Raw genomic sequence first — 16,167 nt, 5'->3', positions numbered from 1 at the left:
CCGCACCATCAAAAAAGCCAGCGACCGGCGCTGGCTGGTGGGCTTGGTGGCAGTACCCGTCAACGACGGGGACGACTCTGCTGCTGCAAGGTGCTGGCTGCTGGGCGGGCTCCCGGAGTGATGTCCAGCATGACTTCGCTGTCGCCGCGGCGCACATCGAACTTGGCGGCTTCGCCGGGCTTGAGCGAGGCCACGGCCGTCAGCAGCTCGGAGACATTGCGGGTCGCGGTCTCGCCCACCTTGACGATCACGTCGCCGGGGCGCATGCCGGCCTGGGCGGCGGGGCCGGCCTGCAGCACGCCGGTGATGATGACGCCGGCATCGGCCTTGACGCCAAAGGTCTCGGCCAGCTCGGGTGAGAGTTCGTTGGGCTCCACGCCGATCCAGCCGCGCGTGACCTTGCCGTCCTTGACGATGCCGTCCAGCACCATCTTGGCTGTGGAGACGGGAATCGCGAACCCGATGCCCATGCTGCCGCCAGAGCGCGAGTAGATGGCCGTGTTGATGCCCAGCAGATTGCCGTTGGCATCCACCAGCGCACCGCCGGAGTTGCCGGGGTTGATGGCAGCGTCGGTCTGGATGAAGTTCTCGAAGGTATTGATGCCCAGCTGGCTGCGGCCCAGAGCGCTGATGATGCCGCTGGTCACTGTCTGGCCCACGCCGAAGGGGTTGCCGATGGCCAGCACGCGGTCGCCCACAGCGACCTGATCGGAGTTGCCCAGTACGATGACGGGCAGCTTGTCGAGCTCGATCTTGAGAATGGCCAGATCGGTCTCGGGGTCTGTTCCAATGATCTTGGCCTTGGCCTGACGGCTATCGGTCAGCGTGACCTCGATATCGTCGGCGCCTTCCACCACATGGTTGTTGGTGAGGATGTAGCCATCTTGACTGATGATGACGCCACTACCCAAACCAGATTGCTCTTGCGGACCCTGATCGCCAAAGAAGAACTGGAACCAGGGGTCGTTGGCGCGCGGGTGGCGAACCGCCTTGCTGGTGTTGATGCTGACCACGGCGGGCGAGGCTTTGCGCGCGGCAGGCGCAAAGCTGCCGGGAGCGACTTCACCCGCTGGAGTGGATGGAGCCTGCAGCAGCGAAACACCGGCACTGCTACGGATATTTCCGCGCTGAAGCCAAGTGGGCTGTAGGGTAGCCACTACAAAATAGATAGCCACCAGTACGGTGACGACCTGCGAAAACAGCAACCAGGTGCGTTTCATGTAATGCGTATAGGTAGTGAGGGGAACAAGCCCACATTGTGAAGCATGGCTGCGCCAGGCGTCGAAGCGAACATTTGCTTGCAAGCAAATACATAACGCAAAGCTTTGCAGAATGCAGGGCCCATGGCTATAGGACTGCAAGCACCTAGAGTTTTATGTGTCCAGGATATATGAGTGGAAACCCTAGAATGTTTTTTCGACTGCGCTTACGCCGCCGTTACTGAAGTGACTGCCCACAAGGTGCTCATATTCAGTCTGGTGTGGCTTTGCATCTGAAGCCCGCCGCAATCGGTCTGCCACTGCACGTTGACCCGTGATCAGCGGCCTTATCCGCGCTGTCCTGTTGTTCGATCTAGGAAACACCATGACTACGCTTGACCACGCTGCATCGGCTGACGCGCCGGCTGCAGCGCCGAATCGTCTCCTGAACCGGGAGGACTACAAGACCCTGGGCTTATCGGCCCTGGGCGGAACGCTGGAGTTTTACGACTTCGTGGTGTTCGTCTTTTTTGCCAATGTGATCGGCAGCCTGTTCTTTCCAGCCTCGCTGCCGGAGTGGATGCGCCAGTTGCAGACGCTGGGCATTTTCGCGGCCGGCTATCTGGCGCGCCCCATTGGTGGCATCTTGATTGCCCACTTCGGCGACATCCTGGGCCGCAAGAAGATGTTCACGCTGTCGGTGTTCCTGATGGCCGTGCCCACACTGGTCATCGGCCTGCTGCCGACTTATGAAACCATAGGCTTGGCCGCTCCCATCCTGCTGCTGCTGATGCGCGTGATGCAAGGTGCTGCCATCGGCGGTGAAATGCCCGGTGCCTGGGTGTTCGTGGCCGAGCATGCTCCCCAGAAGCGTTACGGCTTTGCGATCGGCGCACTGACCTCCGGCATTACCGGCGGCATTTTCCTGGGCTCCATCATCGGGGTGTGGCTCAACAGCACCTACAGCCAGGGCGAGATCCACGACTGGGCCTGGCGCCTGCCCTTCATCCTGGGCGGTGTCTTCGGTCTGGTGTCGGTGTATCTGCGCAAGTTCCTGCACGAGACTCCCATCTTCCAGGAGCTGCAGGCCCGCAAGGCCGCCGACCGCGAACTGCCGATCAAGACCATCTTGCGCGACCACCGCGAAGCCTGTGTCGTCGTGGCGCTGATGACCTGGGTGCTGTCCACGGCGATCGTGGTGGTGATTCTGTTCACACCAGCCTATCTGCAAAAGGTGTTCCACATCGAACCTGCCATGGCCCTGAAGGCCAATGCCGTGGCGACCGTGACGCTGACCATAGGCTGCGTGTTCTGGGGCTGGCTGTCCGACAAGATCGGCACCAAGCTGACCATGCTCATCGGCTGGGGCGGCATGACGGCCACGGCCTATCTGTTCTACCTGAACCTGCCTGGCAACGAGGCGTCTCTGATCTGCAACTATGCGACCGTGGGCTTCTTCGTGGGCTCCATCTCGCTGCTGCCCGTGGTGGGCGTGCGGGCCTTCCCGCCCGAGGTGCGCTTCACCGGTCTGTCCTTCTCCTACAACATGGCCTATGCCGTGTTCGGCGGTCTGACACCGATGCTGGTGTCCGTATGGCAGCAGGTGGATGTGATGGCTCCCGCCCACTATGTGGCGGCCATGGGCGTGCTGGGCATGGCCATGGGCTTCTGGCCTCTGGCCTGCAAGGGCTGGCAAGCCAAGAAGGCTTGAAGTCACTTGTTCTGATAAAAAAGGGCAGCTCTGAGCTGCCCTTTTTACGTCTGTCAAAGCCTTGCTGGCCGGGTCTGCGTGCGGGCTTGGGCACAATCGAGCCATGAGCATTGAGCGAAACACCCTGTTATCCGTTTTCAACGGGTTGCTGCAGCCCGAACGTTTCAAGGACTACGGACCCAACGGCCTGCAGGTCGAAGGCAAGGGCGAGATTCGTCGCATCGTCAGCGGTGTGACGGCCAGTCGCGCCTTGATCGAGGCGGCGATTGAGGCCGGGGCCGATGCCGTCTTCGTGCACCACGGTCTGTTCTGGCGCGGCATGGATGGTCGCATCACGGGCTGGCTCAAGGAGCGCATCCGTCTGCTGCTGGCGCATGACATCAATCTGTTTGCCTATCACCTGCCGCTGGATGCCCATGCCGAACTGGGTAATAACGCGCAACTGGGTGCCAGGCTCGGCGTGCGGGGCCAGGCGGCCTTTGGCGAGCAGAACCTGGGCTGGCTGGCCGATGTGGACTTTGCCGATGCCGCCGCCCTGGCAGGGCATGTGCAAAGCGTGCTGGGGCGCAAGGTGACGCTGGCCGGTGCGCAAGAGCACAAGCCGATCCGCAGGCTGGCCTGGTGCACCGGAGGGGCGCAGGGCTTTTTCGAGTCCGCGATTGCCGCCGGCGCCGATGCCTATATCACCGGCGAGATCTCCGAGCCCCAGATGCATCTGGCACGCGAGATGGGCGTGAGCTTCATCGCTGCCGGCCATCATGCGACCGAGCGCTACGGCGCGCCGGCCGTGGCGGCCCATGTAGCCCAGGAGTGCGGGCTGGAGCACCGCTTCATCGATATCGACAACCCGGCCTGATCCGCCTCCGCCTTTCACTTTGATGACTGCAAGCACTTTGGAACAGGGGGCTTGCGGCAACTCTGATGCCTATGTCCGTCATTGCTTCAACCCAAACCATCGCCATCACCCAAGGCGACTGCGCAGGCATAGGGCCTGAAATCATCGCCAAGGCCTTCCGGGCTGCGCCGCAGGCCATGCGTGGCTGTTTTGTGGTGGGCGAGTTGCAGACTCTGCGCCGAGCCACGGCGCTGGCAGCTCGGGCCGCCGACGGCGATCAGGCCATCGCCCAGCCCGTGGTGGTGATCGATGAGCCGGGCGAAGCCTGGTCTGTTCCGGAGGGTGCTGTTGCACTGCTGAACCTGCCGGGGCTGGCGGGGCCTCAGCCCTATGGTCGGATTTGCGCGGCTGCTGGGCAGGCCGCGGCGCAATGCGTGGTCTGGGCCGCGCAGGCGGCTTTGCGTGGCGAGATTGCCGCCATGGTTACGGCGCCCTTGCATAAAGAGGCACTGCATCTGGCCGGCGTGACGTTCCCCGGGCATACGGAGCTGCTGCAGGCCGAGGCGGCCGCCCATGCGGGCGTTTCGCTGGAGCAGATGCCGGTGCGTATGATGCTGGCCAATGACGAGTTGCGCACCGTGCTGGTCAGCATCCATGTCTCGCTGCGCGAGGCCATCGAGGCCGTGACCGGGTCGCAGATTCTGCAGACCTTGCGCATCACGCATCAGGCGCTGGGCAGGAACCTGGGGCGTAGGCCTCGCATTGCCGTGGCAGGGCTCAATCCGCATGCGGGCGAGGGCGGCATCTTCGGACGTGAAGAAATCGAAATCATTGCCCCGGCGATCGCGGCAGCGCAGGCCGAAGGCATGAATGTGCAGGGACCGTTTGCGCCGGACACGGTCTTCATGCGGGCGCGAAATACGCCAGCCCACCCGGGTGAATTCGATGTGGTGTTGGCGATGTACCACGACCAAGGGTTGATCCCAGTCAAATATTTGGGTGTGGAAAAAGGCGTCAATGTGACCCTGGGTTTGCCGTTGGTACGCACCAGTCCCGATCATGGCACGGCCTTTGATATTGCCGGTCAGGGCGTGGCCGATGAGGCCAGCCTGCTTGAAGCCGTGCATATGGCCCGTAGCCTGGCGAGTTGATGGGACTTCAACTGCAGGTTCACCAGTCGTCAATGCTTCAGGCATCCAAGCGTTTGCCGGATGGATTCATGCATTGTGCTGGGTCGCGCCGAATGCTCGATGCCATGAAAAAAGCCTGCTGGAGGTCAGCAGGCTTTTCTTCACTGGGCTGAACGCTCTCAGGCCTTGCGATTGAGGCTGTCGCGGATCTCGCGCAGCAGCTGAATGTCTTCAGGCGTAGCGGGCGCTTGCTCCGGTGCAGGCGGAGCCTCGCGTTTGAGGCGGTTTATCTGTTTGACCATCATGAAAATGATGAAGGCCAGAATCACGAAGTTCACCGCAACCGTGATGAAGTTGCCATAGGCAAATACGGGAATGCCGGCTTTTTTCAGTGCATCCAGAGTGCGTGGAACTCCTTCGGGCATGGTGCCCAGAACGACGAACAGGTTGGAAAAATCCAGCTTGCCAAAGAACAGGCCCACCAGAGGCATGATGAGGTCGTTGACCACGGAATCAACGATTTTCCCGAACGCGCCGCCGATGATCACGCCCACGGCAAGATCCATGACGTTTCCCTTGATTGCGAACTCGCGGAATTCTTGCATCATGCCCATAAGCAGTTCCAGTCACTAAGAGTTTGAGATAGCGCAGTATTGCGTGACTTTGGCGGTTGTCAACGTCGGACTGGGGCTGGAATAACCATAACCCCACCGCTAGAATTTGCAGTTGACCCCAAATCAAGCGATGTACTTCGAGGAAATCCATGAGTGACTCTCCAGTCGACTCCAGCAAGCGCACGTGGATCATCACGTCAGCATGTGCTGGTGCCGTGGGCGGTGTGGCAACGGCCGTCCCTTTCGTGAGCTCCTTCCAGCCTTCTGAAAAAGCCAAAGCAGCAGGCGCTGCGGTAGAGGTGGATATCTCCAATCTCAAGGATGGTGAGAAGCTCACCGTCGAGTGGCGTGGCAAGCCGGTGTGGATCATCAAGCGCACACCCGAGCAGCTCAAGGACTTGCCCGGCCTCGATGGCGAACTGGCAGACCCGACCTCGGCGCGTCATCCCGAAGAGTTCACTCCTCCCTATGCACGCAATGAAGCGCGCTCCATCAAGCCTGAAATCCTGGTGGTCGTGGGCATCTGCACGCATCTGGGCTGCTCTCCCACCGACAAGTTCGTCGCCGGGCCTCAGCCTTCGCTGCCTGCAGACTGGAAGGGCGGTTTCCTGTGCCCATGCCATGGCTCCACCTTTGACATGGCCGGCCGGGTGTTCAAGAACAAGCCAGCGCCGGACAACCTGCAAGTGCCGCCACATATGTATCTGTCCGACACCAAGCTGCTGATTGGTGAAGACACCAAGGCAGCCTGAGGGAGACAAGAACAATGGCTCACGAATTCAAGCAAATCGACCCGAACTCCACAACCGGAGCGAAGGCCATGAACTGGCTGGAGAACCGGTTTCCGACGGCATTCGATGCGTACCGCGTCCATATGTCGGAGTACTACGCTCCCAAGAACTTCAACTTCTGGTACATCTTCGGCTCGCTGGCGCTGCTGGTGCTGGTGATCCAGATCGTCACCGGCATCTTCCTGGTGATGCACTACAAGCCCGATGCCGAAAAGGCGTTTGCTTCGGTGGAATACATCATGCGTGATGTGCCCTGGGGCTGGCTGATCCGCTACATGCACTCCACGGGCGCCTCGGCGTTCTTTGTGGTGGTCTATCTGCATATGTTCCGCGGTCTTCTGTACGGTTCTTACCGCAAACCGCGAGAACTGGTCTGGATCTTCGGTTGCGCCATCTTCCTGGTGCTGATGGCCGAAGCCTTCATGGGCTATCTGCTGCCCTGGGGCCAGATGTCGTACTGGGGCGCCCAGGTGATCGTGAACCTGTTCTCCGCCATCCCCTTTGTCGGTCCCGATCTGGCTCTGCTGATTCGTGGCGACTATGTGGTGGGCGATGCGACTCTGAACCGCTTCTTCAGCTTCCACGTGATCGCCGTGCCTTTGGTGCTGCTGGGTCTGGTGGTTGCGCATTTGCTGGCGCTGCACGACGTGGGCTCCAACAATCCCGACGGTATCGAGATCAAGGGCCCGAATGCGCCCAAGGATGAAAAGGGCCGCCCTCTGGATGGCGTGCCCTTCCATCCTTATTACACGGTGCATGACATCTTTGGCGTGACGGTGTTCCTGTTCCTGTTCTCGGCCGTGGTGTTCTTTGCGCCCGAGTTCGGCGGCTACTTCCTGGAGTACAACAACTTCATCCCTGCCGACCCACTCAAGACGCCCAATCACATTGCCCCTGTCTGGTACTTCACGCCCTTCTATTCAATGCTGCGTGCCATCACCAGCGAGATGATGTATGTGCTGATCGCCTGCGTGGTGCTGGGTGCCGGCTACGGCATTCTCAAGTCGCGTCTGCCCGGTTTTGCCAAGGGTGCCGTCGCCATCGTGGCCCTGGGTGCCATCGCCATGATGCTGTCCATCGATGCCAAGTTCTGGGGCGTGGTCGTCATGGGTGGTGCGGTCATCATCCTGTTTGCCCTGCCCTGGCTCGATTGCAGCCCGGTCAAGTCGATCCGCTATCGTCCCAGCTGGCACAAATATGTGTATGCAGTGTTTGTGGTGAACTTCGTCGTCCTGGCCTATCTGGGGGTGCAGCCTCCGTCGCCGGTGGGCGAGAAGGTGTCGCAGGTCGGCACGCTGTTCTACTTCGGCTTCTTCCTGCTCATGCCCTGGTGGAGCCGCTTGGGTGAAACCAAGCCCGTGCCCGAGCGTGTCACCTTCAAGCCTCACTGAAGCAGGAGAGAACAAGAATGAAGAAACTGATTCTGACCCTGGTTGCAGCCCTGGGTATTGCCGGTGCAGCGCAAGCTTCTGAAGGCGGCATCCACTGGGACAAGGCGCCAGTCAACACCAGCGACACGGCATCCCTGCAAAATGGTGCCAAGATCTTTGTCAACTACTGCCTGAGCTGCCACTCCGCTGCCTTCATGCGTTTCAATCGCTTGAAGGACATCGGCCTGACCGATCAGGACATCAAGGACAATCTGTTGTTCACCACCGACAAGGTGGGTGAGACCATGAAGGCAGCCATCAATCCCAAGGAAGCCAAGGAGTGGTTCGGTGCCAACCCTCCCGACCTGACCGTGATCGCGCGCTCGCGTGCCGGCTCGGGCGGCTCGGGCGCTGATTACCTGTATACCTTCTTGCGTACTTTCTACAGGGATGACACCAAGGCCACGGGCTGGAATAATCTTGCCTTTCCCAGCGTAGGCATGCCGCATGCGCTGTGGGAGCTGCAGGGTGAGCGTCGCGCCATCTTCGAAGAGCATGACGACCATGGAACTAAGACCCAGGTCTTCAAGGGTTGGGAGCAGGTGTCTCCTGGCAAGATGAGCGCAGTGCAGTACGATCAGGCAGTTGGCGATCTGGTGAATTACCTGCAATGGATGGGGGAGCCGGCTCAGAACACCCGAACCCGTATCGGGGTGGGCGTGTTGATTTTCCTGGCCTTCTTCATCTTTATCGCTTGGCGCCTGAATGCCGCGTTCTGGAAAGACGTGAAATAGGCTTTGCCGCCGTGCAGAAGTTGTCTGCAGCCAAACCGTGTTAGTGCAGAGTGGGGTGCCGTGGGCAACCCACTCTTTTTGATTTTTAGGAGTCTCCACCATGATGGTGCTTTATTCGGGAACGACTTGCCCCTTCTCACACCGCTGCCGCTTTGTGCTGTTTGAAAAAGGCATGGATTTCGAGATCCGCGATGTGGACTTGTTCAGCAAGCCCGAAGAAATCGCCGTGATGAACCCCTATGGTCAAGTGCCAATCCTGGTCGAGCGCGACCTGATTCTGTACGAGTCCAACATCATCAACGAGTACATCGATGAGCGCTTTCCCCATCCCCAGCTGATGCCTGGCGACCCTGTGGACCGTGCCCGTGTGCGCCTGTTCCTGCTGAACTTCGAAAAGGAGCTGTTCGTGCACGTGAGCGCTCTGGAAGAGCGCAACGTCAAGGGCAATGAAAAGGCTCTGGAGAAGGCTCGTGCCCATATCCGTGACCGCCTGACCCAGATGGCGCCCATCTTCCTGAAGAACAAGTACATCATGGGCGAGAACTTCTCCATGCTGGATGTGGCGATTGCTCCCCTGCTGTGGCGCCTGGACTATTACGGCATCGAGCTGTCCAAGAATGCTGCCCCTCTGCTCAAGTATGCCGAGCGCATTTTCTCGCGCCCCGCTTACATTGAAGCACTGACTCCCTCTGAAAAGGTCATGCGCAAGTAATTGCACATGAGCGCATAGCGGGCATGTTGAAGGGCTTTCCTTCATCTGCCCGCTTTTTTGTCTTTGCGATCTTCTGGATTTGATTCGTCAGGAAATGAGATGACAGCCCCTGAAACGACTTCAACCCGTCCGTATCTGCTGCGGGCATTGTTTGAATGGTGTACCGACAATGGTTTGACGCCGCATATTGCCGTGCGTGTGGACCGCAGCACCCAGGTGCCCATGGAGTTTGTGCGTGATGGCCAGATCGTGCTCAACATCAGCTATGACGCGACCAGCGGCCTGCTGATCGGCAATGAGTATGTTGAATTCAAGGCACGCTTTGGCGGCCAGCCACGGGAAATCATGGTGCCTGTGGCGAACGTCATGGCCATCTATGCCCGCGAGACCGGCCAGGGCATGGCCTTCCCGCCCGAGGAGGACGAAGTCCCCGAGGACGACGATGCGCTGGAGGACGCCGAGCCCGACATGGAGTCGGATGAGGAGTCCTCGGCCGAGCGTGTGGTGCAACTGGTTCCCGTCAAGGCGGAAGCAGAAGCTTCCGGCGAAGATGATGCTCCTCGTACGCCGCCACCCGCAGGTGGTCGTCCGGCGCTCAAGCGTGTGAAGTAGTCCGGCCAGTGTTTTTGCCGGCAGATCGGGAAATTTCAGGATTCTTCTTTTGGGGCTGAATTTCTACGTTAGAATTCAGTCTTCGCCGGTTTAGCTCAGTTGGTAGAGCACCCGCCTTGTAAGCGGTAGGTCGTCAGTTCGAATCCGACAACCGGCACCAAACAAATAGGTCTCTTCGGAGGCCTTTTTTGTTTTTCTGCCTCTAAAAAGGTCTTGTCAGGCCTGAACCTTGATGCGGATGCTGTTGACAGCCCAGCCTTTGGTGCGCAGATGAGCCGCCATGGCCGGCAGCAATTGGCGCACTTTGGCCGCAGCAGCGTTGTTTTTCACAATCAGGCACCAGCCGTCTTCATCAATGGGGCCGGCTTGCAAGCTGGCGCGCAGCATGGGCGGAACCAGGGGTAAAACGGCTTTGAGCCGGTTGCTGGAGTCCTGAGTCAGTGCTGCCAGGCGCGCCAATGTGGGAGAAGACTCCATGGCATTGATGGCAGTTACGGCGTGATGGCGGCGAACAATGGTCATGCGAGCGGCAAACAGTTGGGCAAGGGCAAGCCCGAGCTTAGCTCAGCCGGGAATGAATGCCGCAGTGCCGGCTATTTGCGCGCCCGGTGCAATCCCATACGTGCTCTGGAGTGGCGAAAAGCCAAGGCAGGCTTGCGCGGTTAGAATCATTTTTTGGTCCTGTCCCTGTTTGGGGTGCGTCAGGAGGTTTTTTCACCCATTTCGGGTGTGGCTCTTGACTGCCGCAGGGACGGCCCCATCTGAAGACCAACAATCAAGGGATTCTGGACACATTGCTTTGCGCAACAGGCAAAAAAGCAATGTGCCTTCGCACGCATGGCCACCAATTTCCTCACCAAACTGTTCGGCAGCCGCAATGACCGGTTGCTCAAGCAATACCGTAAAACAGTCGCTCGCATCAATGCGATGGAGCCTGAGTACGAAAAGCTCAGCGATGAGGCATTGCGCGCCAAGACGCAGGAGTTCAAGGACCGCGTTGCCAAGGGCGAGGCGCTGGACGAGTTGTTGCCCGAAGCCTTTGCCGTAGTGCGTGAAGGCTCCAAGCGCGTCATGAAGATGCGTCACTTCGACGTGCAGATGCTGGGCGCCATGGCGCTGCATTACGGCAAGATTGCCGAAATGCGCACCGGAGAAGGCAAGACGCTGACCGCGACGCTGTCCGTGTACCTCAATGCCCTGTCGGGCGAGGGCGTGCATGTCGTGACCGTCAATGATTACCTGGCCAATCGCGATGCCACGACCATGGCTCGCCTCTACAACTTCCTCGGCCTGTCGGTGGGCATCAACCTGCCCAATCTGTCGCGCGAACAAAAGCAGCAGGCATACAACTCCGACATCACCTACGGTACGAACAACGAATACGGCTTCGACTACCTGCGTGACAACATGGTGTACGAGCCCGGCGACCGCGTGCAGCGCGTGCTGAACTACGCCATCGTCGACGAGGTGGACTCCATCCTGATCGACGAGGCGCGTACTCCGCTGATCATCTCCGGTCCGGCCGAAGATCACACGGCCATGTACGTGGCCATGAACCAGATCGTGCCGAATCTGGTGCGTCAGGAGGGCGAAGCCGATCCCCGTACGGGTGAAGGCGTGACCAAGCCCGGCGATTTCACGGTCGATGAGAAATCCCATCAGGTCTACCTGACCGATCAAGGCTATGAAGCGGCCGAGCGCCTGCTGGCCCATGCCGGACTGATCGCCGAAGGCTCGTCCCTGTACGACCCCTCCAACATCTCTCTGGTGCATCATCTGTACGCCGCGCTGCGTGCCAATCAGCTGTATTTCCGCGACCAGCACTATGTGGTGCAGAACGACGAAATCGTGATCGTGGACGAGTTCACCGGCCGTCTGATGGCCGGTCGTCGCTGGAGCGATGGCCTGCACCAGGCCGTGGAAGCCAAGGAAGGTGTGGCCATCCAGGCCGAGAACCAGACCATGGCCTCGATCACCTTCCAGAACTACTTCCGTCTGTACAAGAAGCTGTCGGGCATGACCGGTACGGCCGACACCGAGGCCTACGAATTCCAGGAAATCTATGGCCTGGAAACCGTGGTGGTGCCGCCCAACAAGCCCAGCAAGCGCCAGGACCAGCTCGATCGCGTCTACAAGACCACCAAGGAAAAGTACGACGCGGCGATCAAGGACATCCGCGAGTGCTACGAGCGCGGCCAGCCCGTGCTGGTCGGCACGACCTCGATCGAAAACTCCGAAATCATCGACCAGTTGCTGACGCGCGAAAAGCTGCCCCATCAGGTGCTCAACGCCAAGCAGCATGAGCGCGAGGCCGACATCATTGCCCAGGCGGGCAGCGAAGGCATGATCACCATCGCCACCAATATGGCCGGCCGTGGTACCGACATCGTGCTGGGCGGCAATATCGACAAGCAGCTCAAGGCCATCGAGAGCAACGAGGCGCTCAGCGAGACCGAGCGCCAGCAGCAGATCGAGCAGCTGCGTGCCGACTGGCAAGTGGCTCACGACAAGATCGTGGCACTGGGCGGTCTGCGCATCATCGCCACCGAGCGTCATGAATCGCGCCGTATCGACAACCAGCTGCGTGGCCGCTCGGGCCGCCAGGGCGACCCCGGCTCTTCGCGCTTCTATCTGAGTCTGGACGACCAGCTGATGCGCATCTTCGCGGGCGACCGAGTCAAGGCCATCATGGACCGCCTGAAGATGCCCGAAGGCGAAGCCATCGAGGCCGGCATCGTGACCCGCTCCATCGAGTCGGCGCAGCGCAAGGTCGAAGCACGCAACTTCGACATGCGCAAGCAACTGCTCGAATATGACGACGTGGCCAACGACCAGCGCAAGGTGATCTACCAGCAGCGCAACGACATTCTGGATTCCACAGACCTGAATGGCATGCTGGCCGCGATGCGCGAGGACGTGATCACCGACCTGGTGCGTCAGTACGTGCCGGCCGAATCCATGGAAGAGCAGTGGGATGTGCCCGGCCTGGAGAAGGCGCTGGCCAGCGAATGGCAGATCGATCTTTCCTTGCAGCAGGACGTGGCGGGTTCCGAATCCATCACCGACGAAGACATTCTGGAGAAGGTCGTCAAGGCGGCCCACGATCTGTTCGACGCCAAGGTGGCCATGATCGGCCAGGAGAACTTCACGCAATTCCAGCGTGCCGTGCTGCTGCAGAGCTTCGACACCAACTGGCGCGACCACCTGGCCGCGCTGGACTATCTGCGCCAGGGCATTCACCTGCGCGGCTATGCCCAGAAGCAGCCCAAGCAGGAATACAAGCGCGAGGCTTTCGAGCTGTTCCGCCAGCTGATCGATCAGGTCAAGACCGAAGTCACCCGCGTGCTGATGACGGTCCAGGTTCGCTCGCGCGAAGAGATGGACGAAGCCGCCGTCGCCATGAACGAGCGCGGTGCGCAGAGCCTGGAGCACATGAGCTATGCCTCGCCCTCGGAGACCGAAGGCATGAGCATCGAAGACGACGTGATGCTGGCCGAGCCTCTGGCCATGCCCGAGGGCGTGCACGTGGGCCGCAACGACCCTTGCCCTTGCGGTAGCGGCAAGAAGTTCAAGCTTTGCCACGGCAAGCTGTCCTGACCCCCTGAGGCGCTTCGCGCCTTGCTCCAAGGGGAACTCACGGCCCAGCCGTGAGGATGGCTTCTCAAGCTGCATTTACAACACGGGCATTGGCCCGTGTTTGCATTTGTGCGTTGGCTTTTTACTCGGGCAATGCCAGTAAAGCCTGAGGTCGGCTTGATTGTTCCGATAATGGGTAACGTTTTAACTTTCGACCCCTAGGCTGCTGCACGGGGCGCGCTCTTGGCCGGAGACATCGAGCAAGAGCCGCCTCGCGGCGAAGATGTCGTCCCCCTCAGGGGGAAGCCGCGCAGCGGCTCAGGGGGAGGCTTTTCTCAGGAACATACAGAAATGTCCGTGAATCTTTCCGCTCCCGTCGCCGCTGATCTGCTGGCGATCAATGGCGTTCGCATTGGCGTTACCGAAGCCGGCGTGCGCAAGGCCAATCGCAAGGACCTGACGGTGTTCCTGCTCGACGAAGGCGCCTCGGTGGCCGGCGTGTTCACCCAGAACCGTTTCTGCGCAGCTCCCGTGCAGATCTGCCGCGAGCATCTGGCGGCCGGCACCGGCATCCGCGCCATGGTCGTCAACACCGGCAATGCCAATGCAGGCACCGGCGCCGCCGGTCTGGCCAATGCCCGCGCCACCTGCGCGGCTCTGGCCAAGGAGCTGGATCTGAACGCAGGCCAGATCCTGCCTTTTTCCACTGGCGTGATCATGGAAGAGCTGCCCGTTGACCGCATCGTGGCGGGCATGCCCAAGGCCATTGCTGCTGCCAAGGCGGATAACTGGGCCACGGCTGCCGAAGGCATCATGACCACCGACACCTTGCCCAAGGCTTTCAGCCGCAGCGTCAGCATTGGCGGCAAGACGGTTGCCATCACCGGCATCAGCAAGGGCGCTGGCATGATCCGTCCCAATATGGCGACCATGCTGGGCTTTCTGGCTACCGATGCGGCGATCGCACCCGAGCTGCTGCAGCCCCTGGTCAAGGAGCTGGCCGACGGCTCCTTCAACCGCGTGACCATTGATGGCGACACCTCCACCAATGACTCGTTCGTGCTGATCGCCACCCACAAGGCAGGCAACGCCCAGATCAAGGAGCTCTCCAGCGCCGAAGGCGAGCAGCTCAAGGCCGCATTGCTGGAAGTGGCGCAAAAGCTCGCGCAGGCCATTGTTCGCGATGGCGAGGGCGCCACCAAGTTCATCAGCGTCAAGGTCGAGGGTGGCAAGAATGAGGAAGAGTGCCGTCTGGTTGCTTACTCCATTGCCCACTCACCCCTGGTCAAGACGGCCTTTTTTGCTTCCGACCCCAACCTGGGCCGCATCCTGGCCGCTGTGGGCTATGCCGGCATTGCCGACCTGGACCAGACCAAGATCGATCTGTACCTGGACGATGTGCATGTGGTGGTCGACGGCGGCCGCAATCCTTCTTACAAGGAAGAAGACGGTCAGCGCGTGATGAAGCAGCAGGAGATCGTGGTGCGCGTGGTGCTGGGTCGTGGCGATGCCGCGCAGACGGTATGGACCTGCGATCTGAGTCACGAATATGTGACCATCAACGCTGATTACCGGTCGTAATTGAGCACCCCCTGAGGCGCGTTGCCTAGGCGGTTCCGCCTGGGCAACGCGCCTTCCCCTCTCTCGATGCGTTGCATCGGGAGGGGGACGATACCTTCGCTGCGAGGCGGCTCTTGCTCGGTATCTCTGGCTTGGGCCGCGCCAGCCTCATGCCTCGCAGGCGACTGCGTGTGCTTCAATTTCAGGAGCTTCTTGCGCTTGTCTATATTGAGTTTTGATTGCTTTTTATTCTGAAATCAAGATTAAGCAAGCGCAAGAAGCTATAAAAACATGGAGATCTGGTCGTGCAAGATGTGATGAACCCTTTGGAGCGCCTGGTCGAGCGTGCCGAGCAATTGATGCAGCGCATCGAGTCCGTGCTGCCCCAGCCCCTGCAGGCACCCGCCGACTGGGATGCGGCGATTGCCTGGCGCTACCGCAAGCGCGCCAACGGCTGCGGCGTGCTGGAGCCGGTGCGCCATGTGGGCGCCATGCAGTTGTCCGATCTGCAGAACATCGACGTGCAAAAGGAAAAGATTGCGCGCAATACCGAGCAGTTCGTCAGCGGTCGCACGGCCAACAACGTGTTGCTGACGGGTGCGCGCGGCACGGGCAAGTCCTCGCTGATCCGTGCCTGCCTGCACAGCTTTGCGCCCCAGGGCCTGCGTCTGATCGAGGTGGACAAGGCCGATCTAACCGATCTGCCCGACATCGTCGACGTGGTCGCCGGCCGGAGCGAGAAATTCATCATCTATTGCGATGACCTGAGCTTTGAAGAGGGCGAGCCCGGCTACAAGGCCATGAAATCCATGCTGGATGGCTCGGTTTCCGCGGCCACGCCGAATGTGCTGGTCTATGCCACCAGCAATCGCCGCCATCTGCTGCCCGAGTACATGACGGACAACCTGGCGCAGCAAAAAAGCGAGAACGGCGAGATCCACCCCGGCGAGGTGGTGGAGGAAAAAATATCGCTGTCCGAGCGCTTCGGTCTCTGGGTGAGCTTCTACCCCTTCAGCCAGGACGAGTATTTGCGCGTGGTGGCGCAGTGGCTGTCTGCGCTGGGCATGGATCAGGCCACCATCGAGGCGGCCAGGCCCGAAGCCCTGGTCTGGGCGCTGGAGCGCGGCTCGCGCAGCGGCCGTGTGGCCCACCAGTTCGCACGCGACTACGCGGGCCGCAACGAGCGCCCCGTGACGGTCAAGAAGCGCATTGAAGATGTGGACGGTCTGGCTGAAGAAGCCGACCTGGAATGAAGAAAGAGTG

At 60.3% G+C, this 16,167-nt stretch carries 14 protein-coding genes and 1 tRNA gene; 12 read left to right on the top strand and 3 right to left on the bottom strand.

Translation table 11 applies throughout. The features are described 5' to 3' along the window. Positions 1-59: 59 nt before the first annotated feature. Entirely contained in the window at positions 60-1,220 is a 1,161-nt protein-coding gene (locus V8Z78_RS04615) for a Do family serine endopeptidase (protein ID WP_039049604.1), read from the bottom strand. Positions 1,221-1,584: 364 nt separating this feature from the next. Between V8Z78_RS04615 and V8Z78_RS04610 the strand changes: the two genes are divergently transcribed. The 3 genes from V8Z78_RS04610 to pdxA all read left to right on the top strand — a co-directional run bounded on the left by V8Z78_RS04610 (position 1,585) and on the right by pdxA (position 4,896). Further along, positions 1,585-2,910 (top strand): MFS transporter, encoded by a 1,326-nt coding sequence (locus V8Z78_RS04610; protein ID WP_229228143.1) that lies wholly within the window; start codon positions 1,585-1,587, stop codon positions 2,908-2,910. Between the two features lie 103 nt (positions 2,911-3,013). Further along, on the top strand, positions 3,014-3,766 hold the full coding sequence (locus V8Z78_RS04605) for a Nif3-like dinuclear metal center hexameric protein (protein WP_279088798.1): 753 nt from the start codon (positions 3,014-3,016) through the stop codon (positions 3,764-3,766). 71 nt (positions 3,767-3,837) lie between these two features. After that, entirely contained in the window at positions 3,838-4,896 is a 1,059-nt protein-coding gene (gene pdxA / locus V8Z78_RS04600; protein WP_080554090.1) for a 4-hydroxythreonine-4-phosphate dehydrogenase PdxA, read from the top strand. A gap of 158 nt (positions 4,897-5,054) precedes the next feature. Here the strand turns inward: pdxA and mscL are convergent, their stop codons facing one another. Further along, positions 5,055-5,489: a large conductance mechanosensitive channel protein MscL gene (mscL, locus tag V8Z78_RS04595; protein ID WP_003062168.1), complete on the bottom strand. Its 435-nt coding sequence runs from the start codon at positions 5,487-5,489 to the stop codon at positions 5,055-5,057. Between the two features lie 149 nt (positions 5,490-5,638). Here mscL and petA point away from each other — a divergent pair, with 149 nt between their 5' ends. From petA to V8Z78_RS04565, 6 genes are all read left to right on the top strand, one after another. Further along, positions 5,639-6,241 carry a ubiquinol-cytochrome c reductase iron-sulfur subunit gene (gene petA, locus V8Z78_RS04590; protein WP_003062170.1) on the top strand — a complete coding sequence of 201 codons (603 nt, stop codon included), beginning with the start codon at positions 5,639-5,641 and terminating at the stop codon, positions 6,239-6,241. A gap of 14 nt (positions 6,242-6,255) precedes the next feature. Then, positions 6,256-7,671, top strand: a complete 1,416-nt coding sequence (locus tag V8Z78_RS04585) for a cytochrome b (protein WP_003062172.1) — start codon at positions 6,256-6,258, stop codon at positions 7,669-7,671. Between the two features lie 17 nt (positions 7,672-7,688). Next, positions 7,689-8,444, top strand: coding sequence for a cytochrome c1 (locus V8Z78_RS04580; RefSeq protein WP_003062174.1), 756 nt, complete (start codon positions 7,689-7,691; stop codon positions 8,442-8,444). Between the two features lie 100 nt (positions 8,445-8,544). Continuing rightward, a complete protein-coding gene (locus V8Z78_RS04575; RefSeq protein WP_003058564.1) occupies positions 8,545-9,156 on the top strand; it encodes a glutathione S-transferase N-terminal domain-containing protein in 612 nt (203 codons plus the stop codon). Between the two features lie 99 nt (positions 9,157-9,255). Next, a complete protein-coding gene (locus V8Z78_RS04570) occupies positions 9,256-9,768 on the top strand; it encodes a ClpXP protease specificity-enhancing factor (protein ID WP_046461081.1) in 513 nt (170 codons plus the stop codon). Positions 9,769-9,852: 84 nt separating this feature from the next. Beyond that, positions 9,853-9,928: transfer RNA gene (locus tag V8Z78_RS04565), tRNA-Thr, on the top strand. 56 nt (positions 9,929-9,984) lie between these two features. Here the strand turns inward: V8Z78_RS04565 and V8Z78_RS04560 are convergent. After that, positions 9,985-10,290, bottom strand: coding sequence for a hypothetical protein (locus V8Z78_RS04560; RefSeq protein WP_003062178.1), 306 nt, complete (start codon positions 10,288-10,290; stop codon positions 9,985-9,987). Between the two features lie 315 nt (positions 10,291-10,605). Between V8Z78_RS04560 and secA the strand changes: the two genes are divergently transcribed. From secA to V8Z78_RS04545, 3 genes are all read left to right on the top strand, one after another. Then, positions 10,606-13,365 carry a preprotein translocase subunit SecA gene (gene secA / locus V8Z78_RS04555; RefSeq protein ID WP_057091554.1) on the top strand — a complete coding sequence of 920 codons (2,760 nt, stop codon included), beginning with the start codon at positions 10,606-10,608 and terminating at the stop codon, positions 13,363-13,365. A 330-nt stretch (positions 13,366-13,695) separates the two neighbouring features. Further along, entirely contained in the window at positions 13,696-14,925 is a 1,230-nt protein-coding gene (argJ, locus tag V8Z78_RS04550; RefSeq protein ID WP_057091555.1) for a bifunctional glutamate N-acetyltransferase/amino-acid acetyltransferase ArgJ, read from the top strand. A gap of 296 nt (positions 14,926-15,221) precedes the next feature. Then, positions 15,222-16,157, top strand: a complete 936-nt coding sequence (locus V8Z78_RS04545) for an ATP-binding protein (protein ID WP_034381627.1) — start codon at positions 15,222-15,224, stop codon at positions 16,155-16,157. Positions 16,158-16,167: the final 10 nt, after the last annotated feature.

The organism is Comamonas sp. wu1-DMT, from assembly GCF_040187805.1.
Classification (GTDB): domain Bacteria; phylum Pseudomonadota; class Gammaproteobacteria; order Burkholderiales; family Burkholderiaceae_C; genus Comamonas; species Comamonas thiooxydans.
This window is presented reverse-complemented; position numbering and strand designations above follow the sequence as displayed.

Excerpts from the sequence above, each read along its gene's own strand:
- V8Z78_RS04570 (WP_046461081.1), top strand. The coding sequence starts at position 9,256 with ATGACAGCCCCTGAAACGACTTCAACCCGTCCGTATCTGCTGCGGGCA.
- mscL (WP_003062168.1), bottom strand. The coding sequence starts at position 5,489 with ATGGGCATGATGCAAGAATTCCGCGAGTTCGCAATCAAGGGAAACGTC.
- V8Z78_RS04560 (WP_003062178.1), bottom strand. The coding sequence starts at position 10,290 with ATGACCATTGTTCGCCGCCATCACGCCGTAACTGCCATCAATGCCATG.
- V8Z78_RS04585 (WP_003062172.1), top strand. The coding sequence starts at position 6,256 with ATGGCTCACGAATTCAAGCAAATCGACCCGAACTCCACAACCGGAGCG.
- argJ (WP_057091555.1), top strand. The coding sequence starts at position 13,696 with ATGTCCGTGAATCTTTCCGCTCCCGTCGCCGCTGATCTGCTGGCGATC.
- pdxA (WP_080554090.1), top strand. The coding sequence starts at position 3,838 with ATGTCCGTCATTGCTTCAACCCAAACCATCGCCATCACCCAAGGCGAC.
- V8Z78_RS04610 (WP_229228143.1), top strand. The coding sequence starts at position 1,585 with ATGACTACGCTTGACCACGCTGCATCGGCTGACGCGCCGGCTGCAGCG.
- secA (WP_057091554.1), top strand. The coding sequence starts at position 10,606 with ATGGCCACCAATTTCCTCACCAAACTGTTCGGCAGCCGCAATGACCGG.
- V8Z78_RS04615 (WP_039049604.1), bottom strand. The coding sequence starts at position 1,220 with ATGAAACGCACCTGGTTGCTGTTTTCGCAGGTCGTCACCGTACTGGTG.
- V8Z78_RS04605 (WP_279088798.1), top strand. The coding sequence starts at position 3,014 with ATGAGCATTGAGCGAAACACCCTGTTATCCGTTTTCAACGGGTTGCTG.
- V8Z78_RS04545 (WP_034381627.1), top strand. The coding sequence starts at position 15,222 with ATGAACCCTTTGGAGCGCCTGGTCGAGCGTGCCGAGCAATTGATGCAG.
- petA (WP_003062170.1), top strand. The coding sequence starts at position 5,639 with ATGAGTGACTCTCCAGTCGACTCCAGCAAGCGCACGTGGATCATCACG.
- V8Z78_RS04580 (WP_003062174.1), top strand. The coding sequence starts at position 7,689 with ATGAAGAAACTGATTCTGACCCTGGTTGCAGCCCTGGGTATTGCCGGT.
- V8Z78_RS04575 (WP_003058564.1), top strand. The coding sequence starts at position 8,545 with ATGATGGTGCTTTATTCGGGAACGACTTGCCCCTTCTCACACCGCTGC.